The 12300-nt window shown below is 38.8% G+C and carries 15 protein-coding genes; 1 reads left to right on the plus strand and 14 read right to left on the minus strand.

The window, feature by feature from the left end; all coding sequences use genetic code 11:
- Positions 1–22 precede the first annotated feature (22 nt).
- The 13 genes from ABN099_RS02500 to ABN099_RS02560 form a co-directional block, all read right to left on the minus strand.
- On the minus strand, positions 23–1195 hold the full coding sequence (locus tag ABN099_RS02500; protein WP_349459202.1) for a phage major capsid protein: 1173 nt from the start codon (positions 1193–1195) through the stop codon (positions 23–25).
- Between the two features lie 3 nt (positions 1196–1198).
- Positions 1199–1867 carry an HK97 family phage prohead protease gene (locus ABN099_RS02505; RefSeq protein ID WP_197269972.1) on the minus strand — a complete coding sequence of 223 codons (669 nt, stop codon included), beginning with the start codon at positions 1865–1867 and terminating at the stop codon, positions 1199–1201.
- A gap of 17 nt (positions 1868–1884) precedes the next feature.
- A complete protein-coding gene (locus ABN099_RS02510; protein WP_349462126.1) occupies positions 1885–3153 on the minus strand; it encodes a phage portal protein in 1269 nt (422 codons plus the stop codon).
- On the minus strand, positions 3153–4889 hold the full coding sequence (locus ABN099_RS02515; protein WP_349462127.1) for a terminase large subunit: 1737 nt from the start codon (positions 4887–4889) through the stop codon (positions 3153–3155). Before ABN099_RS02515 ends, ABN099_RS02510 begins: the two co-directional genes overlap by 1 nt.
- Positions 4843–5310 (minus strand): phage terminase small subunit P27 family, encoded by a 468-nt coding sequence (locus tag ABN099_RS02520; protein WP_064720837.1) that lies wholly within the window; start codon positions 5308–5310, stop codon positions 4843–4845. Before ABN099_RS02520 ends, ABN099_RS02515 begins: the two co-directional genes overlap by 47 nt.
- Positions 5311–5437: 127 nt before the next feature.
- Positions 5438–5776 (minus strand): HNH endonuclease signature motif containing protein, encoded by a 339-nt coding sequence (locus ABN099_RS02525; protein WP_064720838.1) that lies wholly within the window; start codon positions 5774–5776, stop codon positions 5438–5440.
- Between the two features lie 1244 nt (positions 5777–7020).
- A complete protein-coding gene (locus ABN099_RS02530; RefSeq protein ID WP_064720315.1) occupies positions 7021–7515 on the minus strand; it encodes a lysis protein in 495 nt (164 codons plus the stop codon).
- Between the two features lie 142 nt (positions 7516–7657).
- Entirely contained in the window at positions 7658–8128 is a 471-nt protein-coding gene (locus tag ABN099_RS02535; RefSeq protein ID WP_349462128.1) for a lysozyme, read from the minus strand.
- Positions 8128–8397 carry a hypothetical protein gene (locus tag ABN099_RS02540; protein WP_349462129.1) on the minus strand — a complete coding sequence of 90 codons (270 nt, stop codon included), beginning with the start codon at positions 8395–8397 and terminating at the stop codon, positions 8128–8130. The genes ABN099_RS02535 and ABN099_RS02540 overlap by 1 nt, the downstream gene beginning before the upstream one ends.
- A 98-nt stretch (positions 8398–8495) precedes the next feature.
- Complete coding sequence (locus ABN099_RS02545) at positions 8496–8840, minus strand: hypothetical protein (RefSeq protein WP_349462130.1); 345 nt, start codon at positions 8838–8840, stop codon at positions 8496–8498.
- Between the two features lie 63 nt (positions 8841–8903).
- On the minus strand, positions 8904–9086 hold the full coding sequence (locus ABN099_RS02550) for a hypothetical protein (RefSeq protein ID WP_349462131.1): 183 nt from the start codon (positions 9084–9086) through the stop codon (positions 8904–8906).
- 49 nt (positions 9087–9135) lie between these two features.
- Entirely contained in the window at positions 9136–10152 is a 1017-nt protein-coding gene (locus ABN099_RS02555) for a DNA-methyltransferase (RefSeq protein ID WP_349462132.1), read from the minus strand.
- A 72-nt stretch (positions 10153–10224) separates the two neighbouring features.
- Positions 10225–10419, minus strand: coding sequence for a hypothetical protein (locus ABN099_RS02560; protein ID WP_349462133.1), 195 nt, complete (start codon positions 10417–10419; stop codon positions 10225–10227).
- Between the two features lie 280 nt (positions 10420–10699).
- Between ABN099_RS02560 and ABN099_RS02565 the strand changes: the two genes are divergently transcribed.
- Positions 10700–11614 (plus strand): hypothetical protein, encoded by a 915-nt coding sequence (locus ABN099_RS02565; RefSeq protein WP_349462134.1) that lies wholly within the window; start codon positions 10700–10702, stop codon positions 11612–11614.
- A gap of 109 nt (positions 11615–11723) precedes the next feature.
- Here the strand turns inward: ABN099_RS02565 and ABN099_RS02570 are convergent, their stop codons facing one another.
- The gene (locus ABN099_RS02570; RefSeq protein ID WP_349462135.1) at positions 11724–12275 is read right to left on the minus strand and encodes a DUF1133 family protein; all 552 of its coding nucleotides are present in this window, start codon (positions 12273–12275) and stop codon (positions 11724–11726) included.
- Positions 12276–12300: the final 25 nt, after the last annotated feature.

Here is a 12300-nt window from a genome sequence, read left to right on the forward strand (position 1 = left end):
GTTGCCTCCCCCTGCCTGTTATTTATTTTGTTGACTTACCTTCCGCTGTTGCAAAAGAGCCTTTGATAAGTGCTTGTGGGCGATAGTGTGCTAACGCTAGACGTTCTTCACATAAAATAGTCAGCATATTTTTCACAAAGTTGTCGCGATCTTCACGACTCACTTCAATGGTTGCATCCATACGATCCCAAACTTGAGAAGCTAAATCGAATGCACCGACAGTAAATTCACCTTGTGTTTGTGCTTTTGTTGGTACAACTGGTAATCCCCACATGACATTTGAAGTAAATGCTTGAGGACCACCAAAAATATAACGCCCTTCTTTATCTTTCATTAGTGCAATGGTATGCCAGTCACGAGGGTTTAAAATAATTCCTGATGCACTAAACTCAGATTCTGTTACCTGATAAATAGCGTGGGCGATTAAGTCAGCTTGCGTGTCCCCAGTGGCATTTAGCGTGATGTCGTACGCAGTTGCGACTTGGTTAACACCTGTCAGGTTATCAGCTGAACCGTCACCATTAAGCAGTTGATTTTCTTCAACTAATGCTAAACCGTATAATAAACGAGTGTTCAGGTAAGACTGCAGTTGTGCCGCATCGTCCATAACTTGGCGTGACGCTTGGATCCAGTGCGCGATAGTGATCACGTTAGTGGTTTGCTTTTCAAAAGTCAGGTCAGATTCAGGCTTTTGAGCCTTTTCTTTCACAGGAGCAGCGTTATTGGTAAATAGTTTTTCGCGAACATATTCTAGTGAATTACTAGAAATACGACCTTGCGCTAATAAATCACGAACAACGAGACGACGCATACCTGGCATGACAATACCAGGCACTTGCATCGGTTGGATTAACGGCCCCGCTGAACCTGCATCACTACCCAGTGACTTATTGAATGTTTTCACTTCATAAGACCCTGCACTACCATTCCACGACTTAATAAGCTCTTCTGATGCTCGTTCTGAGAAATCCTTTTTAGCATTTGGGTCATCAGCACTTGTCGCACCTTTTTGCTCTAAATCAAACAGGCGTTCACCCGCTTTTTTTAGTTCTTCTTGCACGGTTGTTAAATCAGTCTGTAATTGCTTTGAAATGGTTCCCGTTTCTTCAATTTGCTTTTTCTGCTCATCAAATAACTCTTTAACTTTAGTTTGTGAGTCTTCGATGGCTTTTTGAATTTGGGTTAAATCAGACATAATTTATCCTTTCAGATTAAATGAATTAATTTGGTTAATAATGGAATCTACTTGAGATTTTTGAGTGCCATCGGACTCACTCCGAATAGCTGATTTGAAGCGGGAGATGAAGCCAATCGCTTCTGATTTTGACAGACCTACTGACTCTCTCAGCCAATCTTCAATATCACGAATAGTGGATAGGCCATCGACACTTTTTAGTGACGAAACTTGAGCCTGTTCATTTGCAGGGAAAGTACAAATACTGATTTCCCGTAGCATAGAAATATTTTTAAAAATACGTCCAGAGGAAGTCACATCAAAATCCTCACGAACGCAACCAAAACCAACTGACATACCTTCCACGGTACCGTGTTTCATTGCTGCTTTTAAATCTTGAGCGCCACTATGACCAGGCGTGAGTTGCCCTCGAACAAGCAATCCTTTTGAGTCCTCTTCCATGTGTTCCCATTTACCTACTGGTAACTCCCATGCTCGATGGTTATAGAACATAGCTACTTTGCGTTTCTGATTTGCTAAAACCCCCTTAAAAGCACCGGGCAAAATAATGTCTCCATCTGAATCGGTATTACTGAATACAGATGCATACCCTTCAAAAATGCCTTGGGTTCCATCACCGGTGAATTTAATCTCTGCATCATCAAAGGCGAGTGTTTTTCTAATGTCGGACATTTTGCCCCCATAAATAATTAAGCCCCACTTTCGTGAGGCTCTTTGCTAAGTTGATTTATTGGTAAATATTGCGCTTGTCGGTATGCAACATCCCCTCCTTCAAGTGGCGGGTAGTTATCGAGCCGTCTCATTTCATTAATAGTTCTTAGACCTGATTCTCCCATCGCTTTCATGAAGGTCGCGCGAGAAGCAGAATCCCCTCTCAATAGCCCATCAAGATTGTGCTCTGCATGGTATTTACCAATATCACTCGGTTTTAAAAGCCATCTTGAAACACAATTTTCCCATCGAGAGATATAGGGTTGTAAGGTATATTGAAGAAACCCTAAGTTTTGCTGTTCAATGCCAGTTCCCCAACTCGTTGACTTTTCAACATCACCGACTAAATGAGGGGGAACACCAAAGAAACGAGCTAACTCACTGACTTGAAACTTACGCGATGCCATTGTTTCTGCATCTTGAGGGCTAACACCAATATCTTCGGCTTTAAGCCCTCCCTCCAATATCCACAATCGTTTTTTAACGGGACCACCTGCGATTTCTTTGAAATTCTCTTCAAGTTGGCCACGTTGCTCTTTATTTAATACCTTATCACCCGTTGTCAGGATTTTAGGGGACTTCGCTCCATTGGCATAAAATTCACGCTGTTGATCTTCCATCGCAACTGCCGTACTTGCTGTCTTACACGCATACGCAATGGGTGACAACCCTACCAACCCATTAAAACCAAACCCTTTTAAGTGAAAAATTTCGTGTTGTTTAAATTTCGCAAATTCATGATCTCGCTGATATTTATAAATAACACTTTTCCCCTCCATGCGGACATCCATATTGGCAGACAACAAAGGAAGCAAACTGATCACGTCACCAAATTTATTTCGCTCAATCAGTGCGTAAGCATTACCATAAAAGCAAAGCTGCATGGTCATTGCCTCTCGAAATTCCTGAGCAGTCATATATTGATTGGGTGAATATCGTAGTAATCGAGCCAATGGGTTACTTAAATCAACTTTGCTTCTATTTCCTTGCTTATCCGTTTCAAAAACATCCAATGGTAAGCAGGCAGTTAACGTCGAAATCAAGCTAACACAACGCCAAACCGTTGATATTTGTAATATTCTCTCATCATTTACAGAGGAATCACCAAGTGATCCTTGTGCAGAAATAACGCCTGATTGTGAACCTTGTTCAGGTGTTACGAGCCTTCCACCAACAAAGAAAGAAGCCAGACGCGCAAACCAACCATGATTAGTGCGCAAATCTATTGAATATTGTTTATCTGTCATCACATACTCAGAGGGTTAGAGAAAAAATCATCAAGGTTACCATCATCAGTAACCTCACCTTCAGCAGTACCAATTGCCATGGCTGATGCAACAACACCATCAATTCGTCCGGTACTTTTCTTTTTAGCAAAAATACGATTTTCTTTTTGATCAGCTTCTAAAACAGCAGAAGCTGCATTCCATCTCAAACAAGGATTCGCATGAATAACTAATTTTTCATCATCTATAAGTTCTTCAAATAATTCTATTGAGTGAGGCATCCATAATCCTGAGTCCTTAGCTTTGTAATATCCCTGCCCATGAGGAATAAGAGGCACAGTAACTGAAGCTTCATCTAGCTCAGGCTCAAGATATTTAATACGATATTGGTCAAATCCAATTGCAAGCAAATTAACGTGGTGAGTTATTTCAGAGAGACGCTCTGCAACAAATTCATATTTAACTGCTTTACCCGGTGTTGTATGAACAAAGCTTTGTCTAACCCATGCATCATAAGGAACCCGGTCAGTTTTAGCTCTTTCCAATAAAGTGTCTTTGGGTGTCCAAAATTCAACATATAGGTGTTTTATGCGAGGAAAATAAAGCGCGAGCGCAGTTAAATCTCGTGTTCCTGATAAGTCTAATCCACCGTAACATTCCTCACCTTGTAGATCTTCCAAGGTAAAGATTTTCTCTCGATTCATCCATGTGTCACCATTGATCCATGGATTATCAGCATCCACCCACTGGCAAAAGTTAAGACGACGAACAATGCTTTCTTTTGCTGGCATGCCTTGGGCTTGTGTGACTTGCTCACGTAAATAGCGATCCGTGAAGGTATAACCTAGAGAAGGATTTGCTTTTCCCCAACACGATTCATCTTTAAACGGGTCGTCGCCTTCATCAAGAGAACAGATATAAGAAAAGAAACTGTCATCTTCAATGGTGCTTTCAGCAACTTTTCGTCCGTACTCATGGTAGTCATAACATACGCTTGTTTTATCATGACCACTGTTTGTGATCATGAATATCAGTGCCTGTCGCCTACCTTTTGTACCAGCACGCATCATTTCAACAGCAGTGTTATTTCGATGCTCATGAATTTCGTCGATAAGGGCGCAGTGTGGTCGGGGGCCTGATTGCCCATCATCAGAACTAATTGGCCTAAAGAATGAGCCTGTCTTTAAAAAAGCCAAATTCCACTCTTTACCTGCACCGCCTGATTTAGTGATACGCTGACTAAGCGCAGGTGACTGATCAACCATTGCCACTGCATCACGAAACAAGATCATGGCTTGGTCTTTCTTTGTTGCTGCTGCATAAACTTCAGCACGAGGCTCACCATCAGCGACTAAGCAATAAAGACCAACACCACCCGCCAATGGAGACTTGCCTGAGCCTTTTCCTGACTCAACATACGCCATGCGAAATCGACGTGTACCATCTTCCATTTTCCACCCAAAGATGGAGCCGATGACAAAACATTGCCAAGGCAATAGGATAAATGGCTTCCCTTCATGCTCACCACCATTAAGCTTTAACACCTTTGCAAAGAATCCAATGGCGCGCTGTACAGCATCAACATCCCAGACTAAACCACGCTTTTTAGCTTCATTTAGATCTTTGAGATGCCTTGCGCAAGAATTTCTGATGTCAGGGCCAGCCAGTATCTTTCCACTATTAACGTCTTGAGCATATTGAGTTGCAGGATCAACCGAAGTATTGGTTGAGTGGGTCTTCCTCTTCTTCTCCACCATCTACTTTCACCTTTGAGCGAGATGCTGGCGTTAAACCAAACTCGACTAAATAACTTTTGAAACGTCGATCCGCATCAGCCAGCATCGCCACTGCGGGATTCGCTTTAATTAAAAAATCCCCTAATTGGGTTTTTGTTGTATATGTTCGACCTTCAATGGCGATGGTGTCTCGCAACTGAAGAATATCGGCATAAATATCACACAGCCTTTCTAACGCAAATACGTCAGCAATAGTCAGAACGCCCATCCCATCCAACAATAGCGTTAACTTTACCCATGCCATTTTTCCCCAGTCCGTCAAATGTTCAGGTGGGCTTGGAATTTCACGTTTAGGTTGGGGTTCTTTATCGTTAAGTTTTCTTTTCCCCGGATTACCGGTGACCACCTTCAAGTGGGTCGGTTTCGGGCGTCGTCCTGCCATCGGAACCTCCCAGAAAAAAACTTTTCATTTCGCGGTTGTGCACACAAATGACGGGGCTAGGTAATCCAAACAAAAAGATTTGAACTTTTTACCCGCCCACACCGTTATAATTACAATTGATATTACTTTACTTATTCCAGTGAGAGTTAGGATCAAGGGGAATGCCGTCAGCATTACAACCAACAACTTTTCCACTCTTTTCCATTCGCTGTTTTGTTGAGTTGTGGTGAAGGTCACATAAGCTCTGAAAGTTCTTCTTATCCCAGAATAGGGCTTGTGCTTTTGTGATGAGCGCCTTATCACCAGATTGGATTGCATCTCTAAGTCGATGCGGAATAATATGGTCAACAACAGTTGCTGCAGTAATACGACCTTGCTCTTGACACATAACACAGAGCGGGTTCTCATTAAGAAAAGCTAATCGCACTTTAGCCCAGCGACCACCATAGACATTGCGTTTTTTCATTTTTTTCATTCCATTACAAATTTTCCGCAATAAAAAAGCCACCAGCGGTTAACTGATGGCTATCTGTATACACCAATCAATGAATGACGTTTGTAGATGATGTCTCTCCATCGTCACGTCCTTTCTTCTACCTACAGCTGACGTTGCTGATAATGACCGAAAATAGCTAAGGCGGTGGTATTCATTGTTTTTGACTCTCACTATGCGCTATCTGTCGAGAATAAAACAGGTCATGGCTAACATAGGAAACAGCGACAATGCGGCGCTTTCTGTTTCAAAAAGATATATAAATATATTTATGTTTTTTCAGCCCTATAATCTCTCTTACAGTTTTTTTTCATCAAAATCTACTGCCCCCCTAACCCAGTACAAATGACGAGCAGTCACTATTATCTAAATAGATATCTGGAGTATTTATGCTCATGTCATTAGTACATGTCCGTGATATCAACTTGTTTACATGATCCATCAGCGAGTAAAAGTGCGACTAACTTTTGATTACACATCGTTATTTATTCCATTGGGAGTTCAGATAGAGTGGAATACTATCTACCTCTAAAGAGGCACTTACATCAAATAGATACTATATGACATATTACAATTAAATATATTTTTTAATCTACTAATATAACAGAAATACAATATATTCTATTGCATAAAGAAATAATAATTATATAATTGGAAATGATTGATATTTACTTTTTGCTTCATTTTAACCGCCCTATGAACATTAAATCATAGGGTTATTTTTTATCTTACGTCTATTAATCAAATAAAAATAAATAATTAAACACAATAAACTAGCATATATATTTACTTTAGTTATAATAATAAGTCTAACTATACCCATATGAAACAATATATTGTTAGTATTGCCCAGCCTCCCATGCTGGGCTTTTTTTATTCTTTCGGAATGCTTTTATCCAGTTCTTCACGGAATTTAACTGGATTATCTGAACCTTCTACTGCCATGATATTTCTCCATTAAAAAGCCCCGCTATTGCGAGGCGATTGTTTTCTAAAAACTTACGTTGATTATTAACAGATTGGCTTAGTGGATATTGGTAATCTATTGTTTTCACACATACCAGTGAAAGCCCTGAGGAAGCCCAAAATCACAGGGTTATTTTTATCTTGCGTTGTTTATTTAGGTAGGAGATGGGTTAATCAGAATTATCAATCTGGTATATATACTTACTTAAGCTATACTAAGCAAATATCACTATACTTTAATTGATATATTGTTAGTTTGCCCATGCACCCATGCTGGGCTTTTTTTTGTTTACACACTCCACTCTAATGTAATCCTGCAACCCTTCAATTATTTGCTCTGACTGTGCAATTCGCTCTCTGAGTAACCAATAATTTCGGATAGCGGTGTCAGTAGGTCGGGCGGTGGTTGCATTAGCCATGCTGGTGGTGGGATTACTGGTGCTCTCTGGACAGTTGGCTTTGATGTACACCCGTTCAGGATTGCGCTCAGCACTAACACGCAACCTATCAATTTCATTCTTTGCACTGGCTAACTCCTGAGTGTATTTAATATCGAGGTGATTTAGTCGCTCTATACGTACTTGATAATCAGTATTGATAGCCTTCTGATCTTCGAGTGTGGCAGTAAGTTCTTTGTTGTTTTCTGTCAGTGTGTTAATTCTTTTCGCTTGTGCATTAATCAACGCACAACCACCAGCAACAATCCCCACCATCACAATGACAATGTAAATTTTCCAGTGCTTCATAATTAGTACCTGTGATGTGATATAGCTACCTGACAGCGCTTTTCTAAACTTGCCTTATCGTTAACACATGAATTATCAATTGAGATATACACACAAAAAGAAACCATTAGTAATATTGCAACAACGGTTATTAGAATGAGGATTAAAGATTTCCATGACATAGTGCTGACTCCGCATCTCTACGACTGACTAGCCCTCGCCAAACCTTTCCACCAGCATAAACCCAACGTTTCATTTCTTCGCAAGCACCGTGCTGATCACCTGCGTTTAATTTCTTGAGTAATGTAGAACGTGAAAATGCTGTGGTACCCACATTAAAAGCGAAGGAATACAGAGAGGCTTTTGTTTTATCATCCAGTGGTACTTTAACCAGGACATTAACTTGCTGTTGCGTTCTGATAAAATCTTTCTGCAATAATTCATCACACTCTTGCGGTGTATATGCCTTACCTTGAATAATGTCCTTCCCTGTGTGTCCATAACAAACGGTTAGAACGCCAGCAACATCACGATAAGGCTCATAACGCACACCTTCAAAATAACCAATCACTGTTAGTGCAATGCTGACCGAACCAGCACTCGCAACTGCAGCCACCTTTTGTTTTAGATTCATTAAATGTCCTTTTTAGCTTTAGTCAGCATCTCGCCAACTATCTTTTCTATATCTTGCGGATCACCAGAACAATTTCGATGAACTAATTCAGCAAATAACTCTGTTCGTTTCCGTTGTTCTCGCTGTGTCATAAAATAAGTTGCTAATCCAAGGAGCATGCTGAATCCCATCCCTATTACAAATCCCCATTCGTAAAGCGAGAGACTTGCAAAAAAGGCAGTTAAGCCAGCCGTTCCGTAGGTAGCATTGGTTAATTTTTCCATGCGCATATACACCCCTACGGAGTGTCCGAGTTTAGTTAAAGGGATGCAGACACACAGCTCTTGTGTGAAGTGGTAAACGTGTTATTGATACTGTGGTCTGCGTATTAGGAAAGGATAATTCTGGCGAAATTAACTCCACCAAGGTGATCTAGTTTTTTATGCATAAAGAGTTTATTGCATATCTTGTGTTGATAGACTTTATCGTCACAACGTTTAAATAAATTATTCTTACGAGTTAAATCGAGAAAAATATTGATATTGCAACCAGTGAGTATTACATCAATATAACCATCACTATGTTTTACATAATCGTTATCTTCTGCAAGCTGAAATAATCTTTTAGCTGATTCATAAACATTTGCTTTTATTTCTGCTCTTTCAATAACCGATTTTCTCCGCTCTTCGGCTATATGACGATTATTGATTACTTTTAAATTATTAAGTGTCATATCGGCCTCTAAATACAAAAAGCCACGCAGTGCGTAGCCTTTTATATTTTTTAAATGATTACATCAATCAGTTACTTTGCTACTGCTAAATACCCCATTAATCATTTCTTCAAAAACTATTTTTCCACAATCTTCATATGGACAAATAACTGGCTCTTTTTCTTTTCCACCAGGGCCAACAATTCCCCACTCTTCATATTTTAATTTCCGGTCACAGTGAGGACAAATAATAGTACCATTAGACATACATAGACTCCTTACAAAATACAATGCAAAGTATATCTTACTATTTATATTAATATTCTTTATAGATTTCGTTCATGGTTTGCTGAAATCGCTCTGTTTCCAATTCAACACCCAAAACCTTTCGATTAAGTTTTAGCGCTGCTTTCAGTGTTGCCCCTGACCCCATAAAGAAATCGGCTACTAAGTCACCCTCTCGACTACTAGAACGAATAATATGTTCCATCATGTCTGATGGTTTCTCACAAGGATGCTTGCTGGGATAATATTGAACAGGGGGATAAGCCCACACATCGGTGTAAGGAACATCTGCAGTTACAAAGAATGGACGTCTTAATAAACCATATTCTTTTATTAATTCTTGGTACCCTTTCTGTAATGTAAATTGCTCTCGTTCTAACTCGCTAAACTGGCGAGATAACGATGATAGCCTTTCTTGTTTATCAGCAATGTGTGTAAACAGTGCTTGTAATTTTTTATAATCTTCTTCGCTAGGTAATTGCCACTGGCTACTACTGAACCAATGACTGCTCATTTGCTTACCTGTTGCCTTGTCTATTTCTTTTGCACTCACCTGTAGCGCTAAACGAGCATTTCTAAAATAATCAATCAGAGGCTTAAATACGTTCTGCTTTAGCTCTTTGCATTTTAAAGAAAATTCAGAGCCTTTAGCTATGACTGGCTTTTGATAATGTTCAGCAAAAAGTATTCGTTCCGTTGAAGGAAAAAAGGCGCGTAGGCTCTCTTTATTTTGTCGTCTCCATGGTCCTGATGGTTTAGCCCAAATAATATGACTTAATACATTAAACCGCCCACGAACAAGCAGTTCAGTGTCTGATGCCAATTTAGAGCCACAGAATAAATACAAACTGCCATTGGGTTTTAATACTCGCCAAAATTCAGCAAGAACACCATCAAGCCACGATAAATAAGCCTCAACACTATCCCACTGATTATCCCATGCACACGATTTCACCCTGAAATACGGTGGATCCGTCGCGATTAAATCAATGCTGTTATCGGGTAGTGTTTTTAATACAGATAGTGCATCATCGTTAAATAGTTGCATCAGAAGTCCTTTTCTACGCAATAAAAAAGCCGATGACCATTAAGCCATCAGCTTATGAATTCTTTATATTTTTTAGGCTGTGCGCATATAGCTATTTCCCTGCTTTGCGACAAACCCTGCTATTTCAAACTGAGTTAATAGGAACTCGCAATTTTCATTGTTTAGCCCAGTTTGATTTGAAATTGCTTGTACTGTTTGCCAATCACTTTTTGAGATTGTTTCAAGTACACAACTTGCCTGTGTTGTTATATCACACTGTTTTAACATGATATTTTATATCCTTGGTTAGTTATTGTGCATAACTACACATGTAACTCTGACCAGGTAAAACAGCAAGTTGTATTTACCACACTCTCGTAGTGGTCACGCCATACACTTAAGTTTCCACTATCAATTAAGTTAAGAACTAGCGCGCTATAAATCTCCTCAACTTATTGTTTATAAAAATAAATACTTAATAGATATTGAAGTGCAATTAACTGTTAAGGATCACTAACCTAAATTTCATTGTATAATAATTACTCTGTATAAAAATAAAGGTATTACAATGGCAAATAAAATATATCTACAAATAGACGATGAAATTGTCCAAGTACCTGACTGGAGCATTATAAAAAATAGAGAACATTATACTGAAGCACTTGACATAAAAGGAAAATCATTAGAGAAAATAATAGGTTACTATGAGCTTGATGAAAAAATATCTTGTGGTCTAAAAAATTGTAATACCCCTCATTTACGAGGGTATATTGTAAAAACCGATGCAGAAATAGAAACAAATATTGGCAATGCCTGCGGTAATAAATACTTTGATGTTATTTTTGGTGAAATGTCATCAGAGTTTTTAAATAAAGTTGAATATGAAAAATTAAAACAAAGTGCCCGGCTGGCTAAACCAGAAATATTCACTTTGTGGAAGAAAATAAATGAATTAACTGTGGGTCCAAAAAATATTTTATGGGCAATACGCTTATTTAAAGATATATCCGACCCTAATATAATTGGGAGGTCTGCTTATAATAGACTTCAAATTATGTATGGCAATAATGACAATAAGGTCTACTTAACCACGCTCACAACGGCTAAAGAAAAAGAGTTAGCAGAAGTCGCAGGCCGACGTATTGATGAAACAGTCGATATCGTTGTTGGGCAAATCAAGTATATAGATTTTTTATCAAAGGATGATAGTTTGGATTCTATCTTTTATTCTGAATTAAAAGCACCAGTATCGGAATTGGAATCCTGCGACCCAGAAAGAACATCAAGAACCAAGTTAAAGAAAATAATGGTAAAAATAAACGCCATAAATACAAATATAACTAGATTGAAAGATAAACTGGAAATAGCGAGACTATTTTTCACAAACAAAAATTTATCACAATTACTTAAATGGATGGAAAAAGATGAGAATGTAAGTAATGCTGATATAGAGCGGTATCAAATATTTTTGGAAAAGCTATAAATAAAAAAGCCCCGCGTTAGCGAGGCTTTAAATTCATTTACTGTGTTGCGTGTATAACTTCGCACAGCATATATGGAAACTATAACTTTATCGGCAAAATAGTCAAGTTTTATTCAGAATAATGATACTCTCTATCAAATCTATCGCACATTGGGCGATAAAGCATAAATTCAGCCACATTTAGCCATGCTTTAACTCTGTCCTGATATGTACGCAAGCAATAACGACCATCTTTCTCACAAAGCTCTAATGCTATCTCATGTTTTGATTTTTTATAAACATAGTGCTGCTTAATAATACTCAGCAACCCAGCATCTGCATTCATTACTTCACAAATAACCTTATCCATTTCACCACCTTCAGCATCAGAGCAAAACCACATACTACTAAGTGTTTTTTTATCCTTAAACTCTTCTAGAAACATCAATAAAGTTTCTTTGGATAATCCCGATGTATACATTCTATTTATTGCATCTTTTAAAGATTTTTTTGTGATTGTTGGTTCTTCCAATAATTGATTAAACATACTTGCAGCGCTAGGAGCCTTACTAAAAGCCGCCCATCTTCCCCACATTTTCAAACGCCCACGGATCCACACACTTTCCAGTGTACGTAATTTTAAATGCTCTTCGCCTTTACCTACTGTTAATGGATAAATCATCTAATACTCCTCGTGCCGTACACAC

This window comes from Proteus hauseri (assembly GCF_040139125.1).
GTDB classification, from domain to species: domain Bacteria; phylum Pseudomonadota; class Gammaproteobacteria; order Enterobacterales; family Enterobacteriaceae; genus Proteus; species Proteus hauseri_B.